The sequence below is a fragment of the uncultured Bacteroides sp. genome (genome assembly GCF_910586915.1).
In the GTDB taxonomy this organism is placed as follows: Bacteria; Bacteroidota; Bacteroidia; order Bacteroidales; family Bacteroidaceae; genus Bacteroides.
Genome location: NZ_CAJULN010000004.1, coordinates 84,841 through 105,920, shown reverse-complemented (window position 1 = coordinate 105,920; position 21,080 = coordinate 84,841). Strand labels below are relative to the sequence as shown.

Sequence of the window (21,080 nt, the reverse complement as noted above, 5' to 3'; positions counted from 1 at the left end):
CGTGATGATGAATTTTGCCGGAGTTACGTGGGTGGCTGTCATAACCAATATTTTGATGGGGTTTATTTTCTTCATATTAAACTTCATTCCCCTTGCCTTGTTTGCTCAACGGCAACCAGACAAGTTGGAAGATATACTGAATTTTACTATTAATAAAGCTGATAACAAACTTGTTGGCTGGCGGATTGCCGCTAAACCAATAGCGAAACTTAGTGAAAAAATAGCAAGTGAAGTATTGGAGAATGGACACAAGGCCACGGTTTTTACATTTTCGCCAACCGCGCAGAAGATAGCCCTCAATATTATTTCCGGTTTTCTTATGCCGGCCATTAATGATATGGAAGAAGCAGAAGTCGTTTTCTACGGTAAAAATGCAGGTTTTTCTACGATGTATTTTCTCCTTTCAGGCTTCAGTACGGATGGGGAAATTGTTTCATCAGATACATTGCAAATAGCGGAAACTTCCAATTGGGATACATTTGCCACGCGCATATCTGTGAAGAATGTATCTTATATGCGATTACAATTATACGTGGAAAGCAATGGCGAGAATGCAGACCGGATGCTTGGCCTCGGCCAAATACAACTATTGGCAGATGGCAGAAATCTGACTGAATATCAAGCCCCCAATGTTTGTGAAGCATTTGTACCCGATACGAATTGCGTGGCAAAACTAAGCTGGGGGGATTTAACTTCCTACCAACGGGCCACGGGGATGACTGCTCCTAAAATTCTGGCGATAGGCGAATCGATTCACGGCAGTGAAACTTTATCCGAAACGGCTATTCAAATTATAAAAAGCCGCATCTTATATAATAATTGCAAACTTGTATTGTTGGAAATTCCGTTTGAAGTCATGCTGAATGTGAATCGTTATGTGCAAGGCGATACACGGTTTGAATTGGACACGATAGCCAACAGTCTGGATTTGATTTTGTGTTCAGCTAAAATTCTTGATTTCTTCGAGTGGGTGCGGGAGTATAATCGTTATGCGCAACGCAAGGTTTCTGTTTTGGGTATGGATGCTCCAAGTACAAGTGTGTTCTCGTATCCGTCGAATATATACAACTATTTTTATTCCCTGAACAAAGATGAGTTGAGCGATGCTGCAAAAGCATTTTTGGCTTTGCATCTGAAAAATTGTCGGCAGGCTATGGAAAATGGTTTTTCGTTGGTGGAGAACGATACGGCCTTTCAAAAGAACTCTATTCCGTCAGAGATGAAATTGATTGATTTCTGGTGGAGGAAGTGGTTGGCGACAACTGCCACTGTCAATGATGAGGAAGAAGTATATCCTCTGCGTGATTCTCTCATGTTCGAAAGCGTCAGATACATGATAGAACTCTTTTGCGAATCCTCCGAGACGGTTACCTTGTATGCTCATTTGGGACATATTTGTTTTGATAAAACCCATACCCTTGATGTATATCCGCCTCTTTCCTGTGGCTCTTTTCTGAAAAAAGAATATGGCGACGAATATGGTGCTGTGGGTCTGTTTGCTTACGAAGGAGAAGCAACGTGTGGTTTGCAAGAACTGCACTATGCTAAGATGGAGACAGGTAGATTGCCGTTTTTTTCTAAAATACCGTTACAACCGGTTGATGGTAACCATCTGGAAAGCCTGTTGCATCGTTTCAACTCTCCTTTCTTTTATGCTTCCGTTTCGTTGTTTCCTCGTAGACCCTTGTATGCGAGGATGAAGGGCAATGCCACTCAACTGCATACTATATTCCATCCCTATCTTTCTATGGATGGGGCCGTTTATGTGGAGAATAGCGAGGCTATGCATCTTATTCACGAAGCAGTTTCCTGGGTAGATAAATTTAAAAAATCAGTAGAACGGTTTGAACGTCAACGTGCATTGTATGAGATATATTAAGTCTTTTTATCCACAAAGCTGCCTGTTGGGGCGGGCTGGAGCGAGTAGGCGGTTTGACCTGTCGATAAAACTGTTTTTTCTTGTTTGTATTTGTCCGCTCCATATGTATGGTCAGCAGGACAGATTCAATTTGGATTTTCATTCGGCAGACTCTTCGGATTTTCAGTGGCGTACCACTTACATTCCGGTGATGCAATTCGATTCGACGGAATTGATGCATGGCAAACATCCGCTTGTGATACTTCCGGAAAGAGTTAATCAGAATTCCATTTTTTCGTTGAGACGCGCGAACCATCCGGTTATGTTGAATTTGCATCAGGCATTTCAACTACCCGCCGGATATGACAGGGATACGGTTACTGTAGATTTACACCTTCGGCTGATGGGTATGAGTAAGGTCTGTTTGCAGGTGATGGGAATGGATTTGCAGCAAAATTTCCTAAGGACGGATTCTATGGTGGTGCCCGGCGGAACGGGGTGGCAAACCGTCCGGTGCTCGTTGCCCTTGAAAGATGTGCGGCATCTTATAGTGGGGATTGTAGGATGCAGCAAGATGAAGACCTTATTGGATTTTCTGCCTTCTAAAGTTTATTTGGACAGGATGAGCATCCGTGTGGGAGGGCAGGATATTACACCGGTTCTCCATAAATATCCTTTTCGCGTACCGCAAGCGTACAGTCTGCCGGATGTGTCGTATGAAAATATATTCGACCGGCCGGATGAAAGTTTCTTGCGAAAGATGGGGCTTCAGGATAAAAGGATAATTGCGTTGGGCGAAACCGTACACGGCAGTACGACGGTTAACCGGCGTGTGTTTCAGGTGATAAAAAACAGCATTCGCTACGATAATTGCCGTTTGGTGCTGTTGGAGGCAGAAATGGGGCTTTGTCTGAAAATGAATCTGTATGTTGGCGGGCACACGCGCGAATCGGCTATCCGTGAGATTATGCAAGATGTTGCCGGACACCTGTTTGATATACACGAATTGGAATCTTTTCTTGTCTGGCTGAGGCAATACAATGCTGCTTCTCCTGCGAAAGTCCGGATTCTTGGGATGGAGGGTAGCTATAATTATACCTCCAATGCGTTGTTCGATTACCTGTATGAATTTTACAGTGAAGCGGATAAGGCTATTTTCTATCCGTTGCTGCAAGGGATTGACCGGCTATACTTTGAGGATGTGCGCGAGGGAATAAGGCAGCATAAGGAGAGATTGGTGCTGTTGATGGGAGACGACGAATACGGTCTGTTGGAAGAGACACTTGATGGCATCATTCGTATGAGCCATGATAGCGTGACTGAGGAAGAGGCTTTTTATGCAATGTTGAACAGGGATTTTTATCTATATGACAATGCGCGGACATTTATCGACAAAAGACTCAAAGAAGGCGAAAAGGCTATCATTTATGCTCATTATAAACATACGCAGAAGAAGGAAAAGCTGACAGGCAGTTTCCCTTATCTGCGTTCTATGGGAAGCCGTTTGGTAGCGAAATATCAGGCCGATTATGCGGTTGTTGCCTTCACGGTAGGTAGTGGAGAGATTCTGACACGCTATTACGCCGACACTCTTTCGGCCTGCAAATTGGAAGAACCGCCTGCACACTTGTTGGAATCCATATGGATGAAAGCAGGCTTGGATAACGTCTATGTACCTGCCCGTTTATTAGGTAACTCCGTTTATTGCATTCGTAGCTTAGGAAATTCGCCCCGGTGGAACGGAAATTATGAATGTACCAATTTATATACTTGTGCGGATGGAATTGTCTATTTGAGAAATAGTATATCCAATGAACGTTTCAGAGCCTTTGACTTGAATCGGTTGGATAAATATAGAAAGAGGAATAGAATCTTGAAATCTATTGAAACTCCGCTACGTACAGGCAAGCCCCTGCCGTAGCGGAGTCTCTTATTACTCCTTGTACCATTGGGCATACATCAGATAATTGTGCGCAATCTTCTGATTCAGCTCCTTCGCCTGTTCGGGGTCTACCTTTTTGATGAATTTGGCAGGCACGCCGCCCCAAATGCTTCCCGGTTCAATCACCGTGTTGCTCAGCACCAGCGAGCCGGCGGCGACAATCGCACCTTCTCCCACGATGGCGTGGTCTAAAACCGTCGCTCCCATTCCGATAAGCGCATAATCTTTCACCGTTGCTCCGTGGATGGTGACATTGTGCCCTACGGACACATGATTGCCGATTTCGATGACCGATTTCTGATACAACGTATGCAGGACACTACCGTCCTGAATATTCACCCCGTTGCCTATTCGTATGGAATTGACGTCGCCCCGCAATACGCTGTTGAACCAAATGCTACAGTCGTTTCCTATTTTCACATCCCCGATGAGGGTTGCGTTGTCGGCAAGGAAACAATTCTCTCCGATTTCGGGCGTAAATCCCCGTACTGATTTGATTAAAGCCATAAAATGATTTGTTTCTGATAAAGATTTTTAATTGATGCGACCGAATGTTGGCTGACACCCGGGTGTCAGCGCCACTGGGACCCGGGTCTCGGATAGTCTGACACCCGGGTGTCGGTGATGCTGAGACCCGGGTCTCAGACAAGTTTCGTTTAAATGGAAGCAGTAGCCTCTCGCAGCCAGTTTTTTTCTTCTTCGCTAAGATTCGGAGACAGTTGTTCGTAGACCGTCTGGTGATAACTGTTCAGCCATTCGATTTCCTTATTGGCCAGCATCTTCCTGATGATTCCCTTCGTGCAGATAGGACACAGCGTAAGGGTTTCAAACGCGAGGTAATCGCCAAACATACCTTCGCACGCTTTGCAAACCAGTGTCAGGTTTTCGATGCGTATCCCGTGGCTGCCGGCTTTGTAGACGCCCGGTTCGTTGGAAGTCACCATACCCGGTTGCAGCACCACCGGATTCTCGTTCATGCGGATACTTTGCGGCCCTTCGTGCACGCTGAGGAAATGGCCTACCCCATGTCCGGTGCCATGCAGGTAGTTCATCCCGTGGCTCCAGAGCGGCATACGCGCCAGCACGTCGAGCTGCACGCCACGGGTACCCGCAGGAAATTTGGCTCTTGCCAGCGCAATGTGCCCCTTTAATACGAGAGTATAGTCTCTTTTCTCTTCCTCGGTGAGTTCGCCCAGTGCGATGGTACGCGTGATGTCGGTGGTTCCGTCCATATACTGTGCCCCGGAGTCTAAAAGCAGGAAACCTTTGGGCTGGAGCACGGCAGCGCTTTCCGGTGTTGCCGAATAGTGCACGATGGCTCCATGCTCTTTGTATCCCGCAATCGTGTCGAAACTCTCGCCCATGTAAAGAGGTTGGGCAGCCCTGGATTCATGCAACTTTTGGTCAATGCTCAACTCCGTCTCCTTGCCCGACGCGACCGCGCCTTCCAGCCATTGGAGGAATTTGACAAGCGCCACTCCGTCGCGTTGCATGGCAGCCCGCAGACCGGCGATTTCCTGCTCGTTGCGGATGGCCTTCAGCAGTGCCACCGGCGATTCGCCCCGGACAATCGTGCATTCCGGACGGATGGCAGAGTAAACGGCGAAATTCGTCTTTCGGGGGTCGATAAGAATCCTCCTTCCGGAAAGGCCCTGCAAGAAAGTCTCCACCTTGTCATAATCATGCAGGCCTATCTGCTGCTCTTTCAGATAAGAAGCAACCTCCTGCGTCACCTTTTCCGGAGAGATGAAATAAACCGTCTCCTCCTGCGTGATAAGCAAATAGCTGACTACGACCGGATTGCAATGTACGTCGTTTCCTCTGAGATTGAGTGTCCATGCTATCTCGTCCAGAGCCGACAGGAATAAGGCGTCTACTCCCTTGCCTTTCAATTCGGCGCGGATGGCGGATATTTTCTCCGCGCAGGTTTTTCCCGCATAGCAAAGGTCGTAGACAAAAGCCGGAGCGTCGGGGATGGAAGGCCGGTCTTCCCAAATGCGTTCCAACGGGTCGCCGAAGATGTCGAGCTGCAACCGGTGGGCAGCCAACTCCTCCTTCATCTGCTCCACCTGCTGCACGGAAAACATTTTTCCGTCGATGCCGACAGAATCGCCCGGCTGCAAATTACGGCAGAGGAAGTCGGTGAGGCCCGGAGTGTCCGGCAGCCCCTCCTTATATAAAGCGATGCCAGTGTCCTTCAGTTCCTCGCCGGCTTGCAGGAAGTAGCGCGAGTCGGTCCATAATCCGGCGTCGTCCATTGTCACCGCCACGGTTCCCGCCGAACCGGTAAAGCCCGAAATCCATTCGCGCGACATCCAGTGCGGAGCCACATATTCGCTCAGGTGAGGGTCGGTGCTGGGGATGATAAATGCCTGGATGTTGCCGCCACGCAATATCGCGCGCAACGCATTCACTCTTTCTTTGATGTTCTGTTTCATACGTTCATTATATTATGGTAAGTATATTAATTGACTCAAAGGTACTAACTTTCTACGTTTAACGCTTTGTTTATGAATAGTTTTTGAGAAATATTTGCCGAAAGTTTTGTGAATAAAGAAAGTATGTGTACTTTTGCGGCGCAATTTTGACTGCAGAAATTTTTTAATCATAAATATTTAATAGAAACAAAATGATTGTAGTACCTGTAAAAGAAGGCGAAAACATCGAAAAAGCGCTGAAGAAATTTAAGAGAAAATTTGAGAAAACCGGTATCGTAAAAGAACTGAGAAGCAGACAGCAGTTTGACAAACCGTCTGTAACTAACAGACTTAAGAGAGAACGTGCGGTTTACGTACAGAAACTTCAGCAAGTAGAAGACTAAATAATTCGTAATTTCCTTTGAATTATTGAATTCTTTTTCATACATTCGTTGCACGATTTTAGATGTAGCGTAATTATGTTGATAGAATCTTTTCTTGATTATCTCCGGTATGAGCGGAACTACTCGGACAAAACCGTTATCGCATACGGCGAGGACATCAGGCAATTACAGGAGTTTGCTCAAGAAGAGTACGGAAAATTTAATCCTTTGGAGGTCGAAGCGGAACTAATTCGTGAATGGATTGTTTCATTAATGGATAAGGGATATACTTCTACTTCCGTCAACCGTAAGCTAAGTTCGCTCCGGGCGTTCTATCGGTATCTTTTGAAACAAGGAGTGGCAACGGTCGACCCCTTGTGTAGAATAAAGGGACCGAAAAATAAAAAAGCGTTGCCGGTGTTCCTGAAAGAGGCCGAAATGGACAGGCTGCTGGACGAAACTGATTTTGGCGAAGGGTTTAAAGGATGTCGCGACCGATTGATTATCGAGGTGTTTTATCTCACCGGCATAAGGCATTCGGAACTGATAGGCCTGAACGACGGGGATGTGGATTTTTCGGCTTCTCTTCTCAAAGTGACCGGGAAAAGAAACAAGCAACGGCTGATTCCGTTTGGCGACGAACTGCGGACGTTGTTGCTTGAGTATATGAATATAAGAAACGAAACGATTCCGAAGAAGTCGGACGCTTTTTTCGTCAGAGAGAACGGAGAACGGCTTTATATGGGGTTAGTCTATAATTTAGTGAAACGGAACCTATCAAAAGTAGCGACGTTGAAGAAAAGGAGTCCTCACGTGCTGAGGCATACTTTTGCCACTGCGATGCTGAACAATGAAGCGGAACTTGGCGCGGTAAAAGAGCTTTTGGGGCACGAGAGCATAACGACTACCGAAATCTATACGCACACTACGTTTGAGGAACTTAAAAAAGTGTATAAACAAGCTCATCCAAGAGCTTAAAAAAAAGGAGGTAAGTATGGATATTAGAATTCAATCAATTCACTTTGATGCGTCAGAGCAATTGCAAGCATTTATTCAGAAGAAAGTGTCTAAGTTGGAGAAATATTACGAAGATATAAAGAAAGTAGAGGTGTCGTTAAAGGTAGTGAAGCCGGAAGTAGCCGAAAACAAAGAAGCAGGCATTAAAGTTCTCGTTCCGAACGGGGAGTTTTATGCAAGCAAAATATGCGATACATTTGAGGAAGCTATCGACCTGGATGTGGATGCACTCGGCAAACAACTGGTGAAATACAAGGAAAAACAACGTGATAAATAAAAAAGCTGCAAATATTTTTGCGGAAAAGAAATAAATAACTAAATTTGCAGCCGTTTCGCTTACATTATACGTGGCGGTTGCAAATTTTAGCCAGAATGCCTCTTTAGCTCAGTTGGCCAGAGCACGTGATTTGTAATCTCGGGGTCGTTGGTTCGAATCCGACAAGAGGCTCAAGAAAAAGAGTAAAATCATAGAAACAACACCGGATGGTGCGATTTTGTTTGATGTTCGTTCTTTTATTTAATGAATCAGGGGCAAATACCAGAGTGGCCAAATGGGGCAGACTGTAAATCTGCTGGCTTACGCCTTCGGTGGTTCGAATCCATCTTTGCCCACGACAAAGTAATGATTGCTTTGGTGAGAATGCGGAAGTAGCTCAGTTGATAGAGCATTAGCCTTCCAAGCTGAGGGTCGCGGGTTTGAGCCCCGTCTTCCGCTCTCTTTTCTTGCTGTTATAGCTCAGCGGTAGAGCACTTCCTTGGTAAGGAAGAGGTCCCGGGTTCAAGTCCCGGTAACAGCTCACAAGATGTAAATGCTGATTATTAATCAAATAAATAACAAGTAAAGCTATGGCTAAAGAGAAATTTGAACGTACCAAACCGCACGTAAACATTGGTACAATCGGTCACGTAGACCACGGTAAGACAACGTTGACTGCTGCTATCACTACAGTGTTGGCAAAAAAAGGTCTTTCTGAATTGCGTTCTTTCGATTCTATCGACAACGCTCCTGAAGAAAAAGAAAGAGGTATCACTATCAATACTTCACACGTTGAATACGAAACAGCTAACCGTCACTACGCACACGTTGACTGTCCGGGACACGCCGACTACGTAAAGAACATGGTAACCGGTGCTGCTCAGATGGACGGTGCTATTATTGTTTGTGCTGCAACTGACGGTCCGATGCCTCAGACTCGCGAACACATCCTGTTGGCTCGTCAGGTAAACGTTCCTCGCTTGGTTGTATTCTTGAATAAGTGCGATATGGTAGACGATGCTGAAATGTTGGAGCTCGTTGAAATGGAAATGAGAGAACTTCTTTCATTCTATGAATTCGATGGTGACAATACTCCGATTATTCAGGGTTCTGCTCTTGGCGCATTGAACGGCGTAGAAAAGTGGGAGGAAAAAGTAATGGAGTTGATGGAAGCTGTTGATACTTGGATTCCGCTGCCTCCGCGCGATGTTGATAAACCTTTCTTGATGCCGGTTGAAGACGTGTTCTCTATCACAGGTCGTGGTACTGTAGCAACAGGTCGTATCGAAACAGGTGTTATCCATGTAGGTGACGAAGTTGAAATCCTCGGTTTGGGTGAAGACAAGAAATCAGTTGTAACTGGTGTTGAAATGTTCCGCAAATTGCTGGATCAGGGTGAAGCTGGTGACAACGTAGGTCTGTTGCTCCGTGGTATCGACAAGAACGAAATCAAACGTGGTATGGTTCTTTGTAAACCGGGTCAGATTAAACCGCACTCAAGATTCAAAGCTGAGGTTTATATCTTGAAGAAAGAAGAAGGTGGTCGTCACACTCCGTTCCACAACAAATACCGTCCTCAGTTCTACCTGCGTACAATGGACTGTACAGGTGAAATCACTTTGCCGGAAGGAACTGAAATGGTAATGCCGGGTGATAACGTAACTATCACAGTAGAATTGATCTACCCGGTAGCATTGAATACGGGTCTTCGTTTCGCTATCCGCGAAGGTGGACGTACAGTAGGTGCTGGTCAGATTACTGAAATTCTTGACTAATACACAATATTTAATCAGTTCCCGGTTTTCTATCGGGAACTGATTATGTACAAACGGGAGTAGCTCAGTTGGTAGAGCGCCGGTCTCCAAAACCGGGTGTCGGGAGTTCGAGCCTCTCCTCCCGTGCTAATATTATTGAAATGAAAAAGATAATAGCTTATATTAAAGAATCTTACGACGAACTTGTACATAAAGTATCGTGGCCTACGTATTCCGAACTTGCTAACAGTGCAGTAGTTGTTTTATATGCTTCCCTGCTTATTGCATTGGTAGTATGGGGTATGGATGTCTGTTTCCAGAACTTCATGGAAAAAATCGTTTATCCACATTAAAATTAGGAGTTGAAAATGGCTGAGATGGAGAAGAAATGGTACGTGTTGCGTGCTATTAGCGGAAAAGAAGCTAAGGTGAAGGAATACCTTGAAGCTGACATTAAAAACAGCGACCTCGGCGAATATGTATCTCAGGTATTGATTCCTACTGAAAAGGTTTACCAGGTTCGCAATGGTAAAAAAATTGTGAAGGAGAGAAGTTATCTCCCTGGTTACGTTTTGGTGGAGGCTGCTTTGGTAGGTGAGGTTTCTCACCACTTACGCAACACTCCCAATGTGATAGGCTTTTTGGGCGGTTCCGAAAAACCGGTACCCCTCAGACAATCAGAAGTGAATCGTATACTTGGTACAGTGGACGAACTGCAGGAGACGGGTGAAGAACTCAATATCCCTTACGTAGTTGGCGAAACTGTAAAAGTTACTTTTGGACCTTTTAGCGGATTCAGTGGCATCATTGAAGAAGTGAACAGTGAAAAAAAGAAACTGAAAGTCATGGTAAAGATATTCGGGCGCAAAACGCCGCTTGAATTAGGTTTTATGCAAGTGGAAAAGGAATAACGCGGAATTGTTACGCTGTTGTTGTTCTTCGTTTAATGTTTATATATAAATCAATAAAAAAATGGCTAAAGAAGTTGCTGGACTAATCAAATTACAGATTAAAGGAGGCGCTGCAAATCCATCACCCCCGGTAGGACCTGCTTTGGGTTCCAAAGGTATCAATATTATGGAATTTTGCAAGCAATTCAATGCCAGAACCCAAGACAAGGCAGGTAAGATTTTGCCTGTTATCATTACTTACTACGCAGATAAGTCTTTCGATTTTGTAATCAAGACTCCTCCCGTTGCTATTCAATTGCTTGAATTGACTAAGGTAAAGAGCGGTTCTGCTGAGCCTAACCGTAAGAAAGTTGCCGAGATTACTTGGGAACAGGTTCGTACGATTGCTCAGGACAAATTGGTGGACTTGAACTGTTTTACTGTGGAAGCTGCCATGAGAATGGTTGCAGGTACAGCCAGAAGTATGGGTATCGCTGTAAAAGGGGAGTTCCCGGTTAATAACTAATAAACTTCAATTGTAATGGGTAAACTGACAAAAAATCAAAAGTTAGCTGCAGAAAAAATTGAAGCAGGGAAAGCATACTCACTGAAAGAAGCTGCATCTTTGGTAAAGGAAATCACTTTCACCAAGTTCGATGCTTCACTGGATATCGATGTACGTTTAGGCGTTGACCCGCGTAAAGCCAACCAGATGGTGAGAGGTGTCGTTTCACTTCCTCACGGTACTGGTAAACAAGTACGTGTGTTGGTGCTCTGTACACCGGATGCTGAAGCTGCTGCAAAAGAAGCTGGCGCTGACTATGTTGGTCTTGACGAATATATTGAAAAGATCAAAGGTGGATGGACTGATATCGATGTGATTATCACTATGCCGTCTATCATGGGTAAAATTGGTGCACTCGGTCGTGTACTCGGTCCTCGCGGATTGATGCCGAACCCTAAGAGTGGTACTGTAACTATGGATGTTGCTAAAGCTGTAAAAGAAGTAAAACAAGGTAAGATTGACTTTAAAGTTGACAAGAGCGGTATCGTTCATACTTCTATCGGTAAGGTTTCATTCAGTCCTGAGCAGATTCGCGACAACGCGAAAGAGTTCATCTCTACGCTCAACAAACTGAAACCGACAGCAGCAAAGGGTACATATATTAAGAGTATTTATCTTTCAAGTACAATGAGTGCGGGTATTAAGATTGACCCGAAATCAGTGGAAGAAATCTAATAAAACAGACTAATCATGAGAAAGGAAGATAAAAATTCGATTATAGCACAGATTGCTGCTACAGTAAAGGAATACGGTCATTTCTATTTGGTAGACGTTACAGCTATGAATGCTGCCGCTACCAGCGCATTGAGAAGAGATTGTTTTAAATCGGACATCAAATTGATGGTGGTTAAAAACACATTGCTTCACAAGGCTCTCGAAAGCCTGGAAGAAGATTTCTCTCCTCTGTACGGCTCTTTGAAAGGTACTACCGCTATTATGTTCTGCAACACTGCAAACGTACCGGCCAAACTGATCAAAGACAAAGCAAAAGACGGTATTCCCGGACTGAAAGCTGCATATGCAGAAGAAAGCTTCTACATTGGTGCAGACCAATTGGATGCTCTCGTTGCAATCAAGAGTAAGAATGAAGTTATCGCTGACATCGTTGCATTGCTGCAATCTCCGGCGAAGAATGTTATTTCTGCTCTTCAATCAGGTGGTAACACACTTCACGGAGTACTCAAAACGCTTGGTGAGAGACCCGAATAATTTCATAAAACAACAAAGTATTTAAACAATTAAAATCATACAAAAAATGGCAGATTTGAAAGCTTTTGCAGAACAATTAGTTAACTTGACAGTAAAAGAAGTTAATGAACTTGCAACTATCCTTAAAGAAGAATACGGTATTGAACCTGCTGCTGCAGCTGTAGCTGTTGCTGCTGGCCCCGCAGCTGGTGCTGCTGCTGTAGAAGAAAAAACTTCTTTCGACGTAGTATTGAAGAGCGCTGGTGCAGCTAAACTTCAGGTAGTTAAAGCCGTTAAGGAAGCTTGTGGTCTTGGTTTGAAAGAAGCTAAGGACATGGTTGACGGTGCTCCCAGTGTAGTAAAAGAAGGTTTGGCTAAAGACGAAGCAGAATCATTGAAGAAAACATTGGAAGAAGCTGGAGCTGAAGTTGAACTTAAATAACATTAGCCTGGTAATCAGGTAGTTCGGTTAAGAATCCTTCGAAAGAGGATTCTTAACCTTTTTGTGTATATATTTCAAATTAAGTTCTCCAAATTCATTAATAGATGTCTTCAAATACTGTAAATCAAAGAGTTAATTTTGCTTCGACTAAGAATCCGCTCGAATATCCGGATTTCCTGGAAGTACAATTGAAGTCATTCCAAGACTTTCTACAATTAGATACCCCGCCCGAAAAACGTAAGAATGAGGGATTGTATAAAGTATTTGCCGAAAACTTCCCTATTGCCGATACAAGAAACAATTTTGTTCTTGAGTTTCTGGACTATTATATTGATCCGCCGCGTTATACCATCGACGATTGTATAGAGCGTGGGCTCACTTATAGCGTTCCTTTAAAAGCGAAACTTAAGCTCTATTGTACAGACCCCGATCATGAGGATTTTGATACAGTGATTCAGGATGTATTCCTCGGCCCCATCCCTTATATGACCGACAAGGCTACTTTCGTCATTAATGGTGCCGAACGTGTAGTTGTTTCACAGCTTCACCGTTCTCCGGGTGTGTTCTTCGGTCAGAGCGTGCACGCTAATGGTACGAAACTTTATTCGGCTCGTATTATCCCGTTCAAGGGTTCGTGGATTGAGTTTGCTACTGACATCAATAATGTGATGTATGCGTACATCGACCGTAAGAAGAAGTTGCCCGTAACCACTTTGTTGCGCGCAATCGGTTTCGAGAATGATAAGGATATTCTCGAAATATTCAACCTTGCGGAAGATGTGAAGGTGAACAAGACTAATCTGAAGAAAGTGCTGGGACGCAAACTGGCTGCACGTGTCTTGAAAACATGGATTGAAGATTTCGTTGATGAAGATACCGGTGAAGTGGTTTCTATCGAACGTAACGAAGTTATTATCGACCGTGAAACCGTACTGGAAGAGGAGCATATTGATGAAATTCTGGAGTCGGGTGTTCAGAACATTCTTCTGCATAAGGAAGAACCGAATCAGTCCGATTTCTCTATTATATATAATACGTTGCAGAAGGACCCGAGTAACTCGGAAAAGGAAGCTGTGTTGTATATCTACCGTCAGTTGCGTAATGCCGATCCGGCCGATGATGCAAGTGCACGTGAGGTTATCAACAACTTGTTCTTCTCAGAAAAACGATATGACTTGGGTGATGTAGGCCGTTACAGAATCAACAAAAAGTTGAATCTGACTACTGATATGGACGTGCGTGTACTCACTAAGGAAGATATCATTGAAATCATCAAATATCTGATTGAGCTAATCAACTCAAAGGCAGATGTGGATGATATCGACCACTTGAGCAATCGCCGCGTGCGTACGGTAGGCGAGCAGTTGTCCAACCAGTTCGCGGTCGGTCTGGCTCGTATGTCGCGTACCATTCGCGAACGTATGAATGTCCGCGACAATGAGGTGTTCACCCCGATTGATTTGATTAATGCGAAGACGATTTCTTCAGTAATCAATTCTTTCTTCGGAACGAACGCGCTGTCTCAGTTCATGGACCAGACGAATCCGCTTGCCGAAATTACACACAAGCGTCGTATGTCGGCACTGGGTCCTGGTGGTCTTTCCCGCGAGCGTGCCGGATTTGAGGTGCGCGACGTTCACTATACACACTATGGTCGTCTTTGTCCGATTGAGACCCCTGAAGGTCCGAACATCGGTTTGATTTCTTCCTTGTGTGTGTTTGCTAAGATTAATGAACTCGGATTCATCGAAACTCCGTATCGTAAAGTCGAGAACGGAAAGGTGGATCTTTCTGAAAACGGTTTGGTTTACTTGTCTGCCGAAGAAGAAGAGGCCAAAATTATTGCACAGGGTAATGCTCCTTTGAATGAGGACGGCTCGTTTGTGCGCAACAAAGTGAAGTCTCGTCAGGATGCGGATTTCCCGGTAGTAGAACCGGGCGAAGTAGAGCTGATGGACGTTTCTCCTCAGCAGATTGCTTCAATCGCAGCTTCATTGATTCCTTTCCTTGAACACGACGATGCTAACCGCGCATTGATGGGTTCGAACATGATGCGCCAAGCTGTTCCTTTGCTGAGAAGCGAGGCGCCGATTGTAGGTACAGGTATCGAACGTCAGTTGGTTCGCGACTCTCGTACGCAGATTACAGCGGAAGGAGACGGTGTGGTTGACTATGTGGATGCTACTACGATTCGTATTCTGTATGACCGTACGGAGGATGAAGAATTCGTAAGTTTCGAATCTGCTTTGAAAGAGTATAGAATTCCGAAATTCCGCAAGACTAACCAGAATATGACGATTGACTTGCGTCCGATTTGCGACAAAGGTCAGCGTGTGAAGAAGGGAGATATCCTGACTGAAGGTTATTCTACCGAAAAAGGTGAACTGGCGTTGGGTAAGAACCTGCTGGTTGCCTATATGCCCTGGAAGGGATACAATTATGAGGATGCTATCGTGTTGAACGAACGCGTGGTGCGTGAAGACTTGCTGACTTCTGTCCACGTAGAGGAATATTCTTTGGAAGTTCGTGAAACGAAACGCGGTATGGAAGAGTTGACTTCCGATATCCCGAATGTGAGTGAAGAAGCAACAAAAGACCTGGACGAAAACGGTATCGTAAGAATCGGTGCCCGCATCGAACCGGGTGATATCATGATTGGTAAGATTACTCCGAAAGGTGAATCCGACCCTTCACCGGAAGAAAAACTGCTTCGTGCTATTTTTGGCGACAAGGCGGGCGATGTGAAAGATGCTTCGTTGAAGGCTTCTCCTTCTCTGAAAGGTGTTGTCATCGACAAGAAGTTGTTCTCGCGTGTCATCAAGAACCGTAGCGCAAAATTGGCAGACAAAGCGTTGCTGCCTAAAATCGACGACGAGTTCGAATCGAAAGTAGCCGACTTGAAGCGTATTTTGGTGAAGAAACTGATGACGCTGACGGAAGGTAAGGTTTCGCAAGGTGTGAAAGACTACTTGGGAGCCGAGGTAATTGCCAAAGGTTCGAAGTTCAGCGCATCCGATTTCGATTCGCTCGACTTTACTTCTATTCAGTTGAGTAATTGGACTGCTGACGAACATACCAACGGTATGATTCGTGATTTGGTGATGAATTTCATCAAGAAGTACAAAGAACTGGATGCCGAATTGAAGCGTAAGAAGTTTGCTATCACAATCGGCGACGAACTTCCTGCCGGTATCATTCAGATGGCAAAAGTGTATATTGCCAAGAAACGTAAGATTGGTGTCGGAGATAAGATGGCAGGTCGCCACGGTAATAAAGGTATCGTGTCGCGCGTTGTACGTCAGGAAGATATGCCGTTCTTGTCCGATGGTACGCCGGTTGACATTGTGCTCAATCCGTTGGGTGTGCCTTCTCGTATGAACATCGGTCAGATTTTTGAAGCTGTACTCGGACGTGCCGGAAAAACATTGGGAGTTAAATTTGCCACTCCTATTTTCGATGGTGCTACAATGGAAGATTTGAACGAATGGACAGACAAGGCCGGATTGCCGCGCTATTGCAAGACTTATCTTTGCGACGGTGGTACCGGTGAGCAATTTGACCAGCCGGCAACCGTAGGTGTGACTTATATGTTGAAATTAGGCCACATGGTTGAAGACAAGATGCACGCTCGTTCTATCGGTCCGTACTCATTGATTACTCAGCAACCTCTTGGTGGTAAGGCACAGTTTGGTGGTCAGCGTTTCGGAGAAATGGAGGTTTGGGCGCTTGAAGGCTTTGGGGCTGCCCACATCCTGCAGGAAATCCTGACTATCAAGTCTGACGACGTGGTAGGACGTTCGAAGGCTTATGAGGCAATCGTGAAAGGTGAGCCGATGCCGCAGCCTGGCATTCCGGAGTCTCTGAATGTATTGCTCCATGAGTTGAGAGGTTTAGGCTTGAGCATCAACTTCGAATAAAATACAGAAGAACAGGCGGTGTCAGCAAGTCGGTAATGTGGCTTGCTGACATCCGTGTCTTTTTCAATTTCCAATGATTCAATTATCAAATCTCAATTATATAGAGTATGGCTTTTAGAAAAGAAAATAAGACGAAAAGTAATTTCTCGAAGATCTCGATAGGTCTGGCTTCTCCGGAAGAAATCCTTGAGAATTCGAGTGGTGAAGTTTTGAAGCCTGAAACCATCAATTACCGCACCTACAAACCCGAACGTGACGGTTTGTTCTGTGAGCGCATCTTTGGTCCTATCAAGGACTACGAGTGCCATTGCGGTAAGTACAAGCGTATCCGTTATAAAGGTATCGTCTGCGACCGTTGTGGTGTGGAAGTTACCGAAAAGAAGGTACGTCGTGAACGTATGGGACATATCCAGTTGGTTGTGCCGGTGGCTCACATCTGGTATTTCCGTTCACTTCCTAACAAAATCGGTTATTTGCTCGGCTTGCCGACCAAAAAACTCGATTCGATTATATACTACGAACGTTATGTTGTCATTCAGCCGGGTGTAAAGGCGGAAGATGGCGTAGCAGAATATGATTTGCTTTCGGAAGAAGAATATTTGGACATTCTCGATACGCTTCCGAAGGATAACCAGTTCCTTGAAGATAACGACCCGAACAAGTTCATTGCCAAGATGGGAGCTGAAGCTATCTACGACTTGTTGTCTCGTCTGGATTTGGACGCTTTGTCATACGAATTACGTCACCGTGCCGGTAACGATGCTTCACAGCAGCGTAAGAACGAGGCTTTGAAGCGCTTACAGGTGGTAGAGTCGTTCCGTGCTTCACGTGGACGTAACAAACCGGAATGGATGATTGTACGTATTGTACCGGTTATTCCGCCTGAACTTCGTCCGTTGGTTCCGTTGGACGGTGGCCGTTTTGCTACTTCCGACTTGAACGACCTCTACCGTCGTGTGATTATCCGCAACAACCGTCTGAAACGACTCATTGAAATCAAGGCTCCGGAAGTAATCTTGCGTAATGAAAAACGTATGCTTCAGGAATCAGTCGATTCTTTGTTCGATAACTCACGTAAGTCAAGTGCTGTGAAGACAGATGCCAACCGTCCGTTGAAATCACTGTCTGACAGTTTGAAGGGTAAGCAGGGACGTTTCCGTCAGAACTTGCTGGGTAAACGTGTCGACTACTCTGCCCGTTCGGTAATTGTCGTAGGTCCTGAATTGAAAATGGGTGAGTGCGGTATTCCTAAACTGATGGCTGCCGAGTTATACAAGCCGTTTATTATCCGTAAGCTCATCGAACGCGGTATCGTTAAGACTGTTAAGTCTGCAAAGAAAATCGTAGACCGCAAAGAGGCTGTCATTTGGGATATTCTGGAACACGTGATGAAAGGTCATCCGGTGCTTCTGAACCGTGCTCCGACATTGCACCGTCTGGGTATCCAGGCTTTCCAGCCTAAAATGATTGAAGGTAAGGCTATCCAGTTGCACCCGTTGGCCTGTACGGCTTTCAATGCCGACTTTGACGGTGACCAGATGGCTGTGCACTTGCCTTTGAGCAATGAAGCAATTCTTGAAGCACAGATGTTGATGCTTCAATCACATAATATCTTGAATCCGGCGAACGGTGCGCCTATCACGGTGCCTGCACAGGATATGGTTCTTGGTTTGTACTATATCACCAAGTTGCGTGCCGGTGCGAAGGGCGAAGGTCTGACATTCTACGGACCGGAAGAAGCCCTGATTGCTTACAATGAAGGTAAGGTAGATATTCACGCTCCGGTGAAAGTTATCGTGAAAGACGTTGATGAGAATGGCAACATTGTTGACGTGATGCGCGAAACTTCGGTAGGTCGTGTCATTGTGAACGAAATCGTTCCGCCCGAAGCAGGTTACATCAATACCATCATCTCTAAGAAGTCTCTTCGTGACATCATTAGCGATGTAATTAAAGTGTGTGGTGTGGCTAAGGCTGCCAACTTCCTCGACGGAATCAAGAACTTAGGTTACCAAATGGCGTTCAAGGGTGGTTTGTCGTTCAACTTGGGTGACATCATCATTCCGGAAGAAAAAGAAGCTCTGGTACAGAAGGGTTACGAAGAAGTGGAGCAGGTTGTCAACAACTATAACATGGGTTTCATCACCAACAACGAACGTTACAATCAGGTGATTGATATCTGGACACACGTTAACTCCGAGTTGTCCAACATCCTGATGAAGACTATCTCTTCGGACGATCAAGGTTTCAACTCTGTTTACATGATGCTTGACTCAGGTGCCCGTGGTTCTAAGGAGCAGATTCGTCAGTTGTCAGGTATGCGTGGTTTGATGGCAAAACCGCAGAAAGCCGGTGCAGAAGGTGGACAGATTATTGAGAACCCGATTTTGTCGAACTTTAAGGAAGGACTTTCGGTGTTGGAGTACTTTATCTCTACCCACGGTGCCCGTAAAGGTTTGGCGGATACGGCCTTGAAGACTGCCGATGCCGGATATCTGACTCGTCGTTTGGTAGACGTATCGCACGATGTTATTATTACGGAAGAAGACTGCGGTACACTCCGTGGATTGGTTTGTACAGACCTTAAGAATAACGATGAAGTTATTGCTACGCTGTACGAACGTATCTTGGGACGTGTTTCCGTACATGATATTATTCATCCGACTACCGGTGAACTCTTAGTTGCCGGAGGAGAAGAAATCACGGAAGAAATTGCCAAGAAGATTCAGGATTCTCCGATTGAGAGTGTTGAAATCCGCTCGGTATTGACTTGTGAGGCTAAGAAGGGTGTTTGTGCTAAATGCTACGGACGCAACTTGGCAACAAGCCGCATGGTTCAGAAGGGCGAAGCTGTCGGTGTAATCGCAGCTCAGTCTATCGGTGAGCCGGGTACACAGTTGACACTGCGTACATTCCACGCCGGTGGTACTGCTGCCAATATCGCAGCAAATGCAAGCATCGTCGCTAAGAATAACGCACGTCTCGAATTTGAAGAATTGCGTACGGTAGATATCGTGGATGAAATGGGCGAATCTGCGAAAGTGGTCGTAGGCCGTTTGGCTGAAGTTCGTTTCGTTGATGTCAACACCGGTATCGTTCTTTCCACTCACAATGTACCTTACGGTTCGACATTGTATGTAGGTGACGGCGAACTGGTAGAAAAAGGCAAGCTGATTGCCAAGTGGGACCCGTTCAATGCCGTTATTATCACTGAAGCAACTGGTAAAATCGAGTTTGAGGGCGTGATTGAAAACGTTACTTACAAGGTTGAGTCTGACGAAGCTACCGGTCTTCGTGAAATTATCATTATCGAATCCAAAGATAAGACCAAAGTTCCTTCGGCTCATATCTTGACCGAAGATGGCGATTTGATTCGTACTTACAACTTGCCGGTGGGCGGTCACGTAATTATCGAAAACGGTCAGAAGGTTAAGGCCGGTGAGGTAATCGTGAAGATTCCGCGTGCTGTAGGTAAGGCAGGTGATATCACAGGAGGTCTTCCTCGTGTGACCGAATTGTTCGAAGCCCGCAATCCGTCTAATCCTGCCGTTGTTTCTGAAATTGACGGTGAGGTGACAATGGGTAAGATTAAGCGTGGTAACCGCGAAATCATTGTGACTTCCAAGACAGGTGAGGTTAAGAAATATTTGGTTGCATTGTCCAAGCAGATTTTGGTGCAGGAGAATGACTATGTACGTGCCGGTACTCCGTTGTCCGACGGTGCCATTACTCCAGCAGATATCCTTGCCATCAAAGGTCCTACGGCTGTACAGGAATATATCGTGAATGAAGTTCAGGATGTGTACCGTTTGCAGGGTGTGAAGATTAACGACAAGCACTTCGAGATTATCGTTCGTCAGATGATGCGTAAGGTTCAGATTGACGAACCGGGCGATACCCGCTTCCTGGAACAACAGGTGGTAGACAAACTTGAGTTCATGGAAGAGAACGACCGTATCTGGGGCAAGAAGGTAGTAACTGATGCCGGCGATTCTCAGAACTTGCAGCCGGGACAGATTGTGACAGCCCGCAAGTTGCGCGATGAAAACAGTATGTTGAAACGTCGTGACTTGAAACCGGTCGAAGTACGCGATGCTGTGGCTGCTACCTCGACTCAGATTCTTCAAGGTATCACCCGTGCCGCATTGCAGACTTCAAGTTTCATGTCGGCTGCTTCTTTCCAGGAGACGACGAAAGTGCTCAACGAAGCTGCCATCAACGGCAAGGTTGACCGTCTCGAAGGTATGAAGGAAAATGTGATTTGCGGTCACCTGATTCCGGCAGGTACAGGACAGCGTGAATTCGAAAAACTGATTGTCGGTTCGAAAGAAGAGTATGACCGTATCTTGGCCAACAAGAAGACCGTACTCGACTACAGCGAAGTAGAATAATACAATTCAATTGACTATATGAAAAAGGAGCGATTGCCCAGGATGGTGATTGCTCCTTTT

The 21,080-nt window shown here is 45.4% G+C and carries 16 protein-coding genes and 5 tRNA genes; 19 read left to right on the top strand and 2 right to left on the bottom strand.

Annotation, left to right across the window (positions count from 1 at the left end; all coding sequences use genetic code 11):
- Positions 1-4: 4 nt before the first annotated feature.
- On the top strand, positions 5-1,879 hold the full coding sequence (locus QZ331_RS03045; protein ID WP_294627919.1) for an erythromycin esterase family protein: 1,875 nt from the start codon (positions 5-7) through the stop codon (positions 1,877-1,879).
- Complete coding sequence (locus tag QZ331_RS03040; protein WP_294627917.1) at positions 1,866-3,779, top strand: erythromycin esterase family protein; 1,914 nt, start codon at positions 1,866-1,868, stop codon at positions 3,777-3,779. The genes QZ331_RS03045 and QZ331_RS03040 overlap by 14 nt, the downstream gene beginning before the upstream one ends.
- A 12-nt stretch (positions 3,780-3,791) precedes the next feature.
- On the opposite strand, the gene QZ331_RS03035 is transcribed toward QZ331_RS03040, so the two are convergent.
- A complete protein-coding gene (locus QZ331_RS03035; protein ID WP_294627915.1) occupies positions 3,792-4,307 on the bottom strand; it encodes a gamma carbonic anhydrase family protein in 516 nt (171 codons plus the stop codon).
- Positions 4,308-4,456: 149 nt separating this feature from the next.
- Positions 4,457-6,238 carry an aminopeptidase P family protein gene (locus QZ331_RS03030; protein ID WP_294627913.1) on the bottom strand — a complete coding sequence of 594 codons (1,782 nt, stop codon included), beginning with the start codon at positions 6,236-6,238 and terminating at the stop codon, positions 4,457-4,459.
- Positions 6,239-6,429: 191 nt separating this feature from the next.
- Between QZ331_RS03030 and rpsU the strand changes: the two genes are divergently transcribed.
- The 17 genes from rpsU to rpoC all read left to right on the top strand — a co-directional run bounded on the left by rpsU (position 6,430) and on the right by rpoC (position 21,020).
- Positions 6,430-6,621 carry a 30S ribosomal protein S21 gene (gene rpsU, locus QZ331_RS03025; protein WP_024988277.1) on the top strand — a complete coding sequence of 64 codons (192 nt, stop codon included), beginning with the start codon at positions 6,430-6,432 and terminating at the stop codon, positions 6,619-6,621.
- Positions 6,622-6,696: 75 nt separating this feature from the next.
- Positions 6,697-7,578: a tyrosine-type recombinase/integrase gene (locus tag QZ331_RS03020; protein WP_294627911.1), complete on the top strand. Its 882-nt coding sequence runs from the start codon at positions 6,697-6,699 to the stop codon at positions 7,576-7,578.
- 16 nt (positions 7,579-7,594) lie between these two features.
- A complete protein-coding gene (raiA, locus tag QZ331_RS03015) occupies positions 7,595-7,894 on the top strand; it encodes a ribosome-associated translation inhibitor RaiA (RefSeq protein WP_294627909.1) in 300 nt (99 codons plus the stop codon).
- A 97-nt stretch (positions 7,895-7,991) separates the two neighbouring features.
- A tRNA-Thr gene (locus QZ331_RS03010) sits at positions 7,992-8,065 on the top strand.
- A gap of 81 nt (positions 8,066-8,146) precedes the next feature.
- A tRNA-Tyr gene (locus QZ331_RS03005) sits at positions 8,147-8,229 on the top strand.
- Between the two features lie 30 nt (positions 8,230-8,259).
- A tRNA-Gly gene (locus QZ331_RS03000) sits at positions 8,260-8,332 on the top strand.
- 10 nt (positions 8,333-8,342) lie between these two features.
- Positions 8,343-8,414: transfer RNA gene (locus QZ331_RS02995), tRNA-Thr, on the top strand.
- 49 nt (positions 8,415-8,463) lie between these two features.
- The gene (gene tuf / locus QZ331_RS02990; protein WP_294627908.1) at positions 8,464-9,648 is read left to right on the top strand and encodes an elongation factor Tu; all 1,185 of its coding nucleotides are present in this window, start codon (positions 8,464-8,466) and stop codon (positions 9,646-9,648) included.
- 53 nt (positions 9,649-9,701) lie between these two features.
- Positions 9,702-9,774: transfer RNA gene (locus QZ331_RS02985), tRNA-Trp, on the top strand.
- Between the two features lie 14 nt (positions 9,775-9,788).
- Positions 9,789-9,980, top strand: a complete 192-nt coding sequence (secE, locus tag QZ331_RS02980; RefSeq protein WP_294627906.1) for a preprotein translocase subunit SecE — start codon at positions 9,789-9,791, stop codon at positions 9,978-9,980.
- A gap of 15 nt (positions 9,981-9,995) precedes the next feature.
- Positions 9,996-10,538, top strand: coding sequence for a transcription termination/antitermination protein NusG (nusG, locus tag QZ331_RS02975; RefSeq protein WP_294627904.1), 543 nt, complete (start codon positions 9,996-9,998; stop codon positions 10,536-10,538).
- A gap of 61 nt (positions 10,539-10,599) precedes the next feature.
- Complete coding sequence (gene rplK, locus QZ331_RS02970) at positions 10,600-11,043, top strand: 50S ribosomal protein L11 (protein WP_175631402.1); 444 nt, start codon at positions 10,600-10,602, stop codon at positions 11,041-11,043.
- A 15-nt stretch (positions 11,044-11,058) separates the two neighbouring features.
- A complete protein-coding gene (rplA, locus tag QZ331_RS02965; protein ID WP_175631403.1) occupies positions 11,059-11,757 on the top strand; it encodes a 50S ribosomal protein L1 in 699 nt (232 codons plus the stop codon).
- 15 nt (positions 11,758-11,772) lie between these two features.
- On the top strand, positions 11,773-12,291 hold the full coding sequence (gene rplJ, locus QZ331_RS02960; protein WP_294627900.1) for a 50S ribosomal protein L10: 519 nt from the start codon (positions 11,773-11,775) through the stop codon (positions 12,289-12,291).
- Between the two features lie 46 nt (positions 12,292-12,337).
- On the top strand, positions 12,338-12,712 hold the full coding sequence (rplL, locus tag QZ331_RS02955) for a 50S ribosomal protein L7/L12 (RefSeq protein ID WP_002558082.1): 375 nt from the start codon (positions 12,338-12,340) through the stop codon (positions 12,710-12,712).
- Between the two features lie 104 nt (positions 12,713-12,816).
- A complete protein-coding gene (gene rpoB / locus QZ331_RS02950; RefSeq protein ID WP_294627897.1) occupies positions 12,817-16,629 on the top strand; it encodes a DNA-directed RNA polymerase subunit beta in 3,813 nt (1,270 codons plus the stop codon).
- 107 nt (positions 16,630-16,736) lie between these two features.
- On the top strand, positions 16,737-21,020 hold the full coding sequence (rpoC, locus tag QZ331_RS02945) for a DNA-directed RNA polymerase subunit beta' (protein WP_294627895.1): 4,284 nt from the start codon (positions 16,737-16,739) through the stop codon (positions 21,018-21,020).
- Positions 21,021-21,080: the final 60 nt, after the last annotated feature.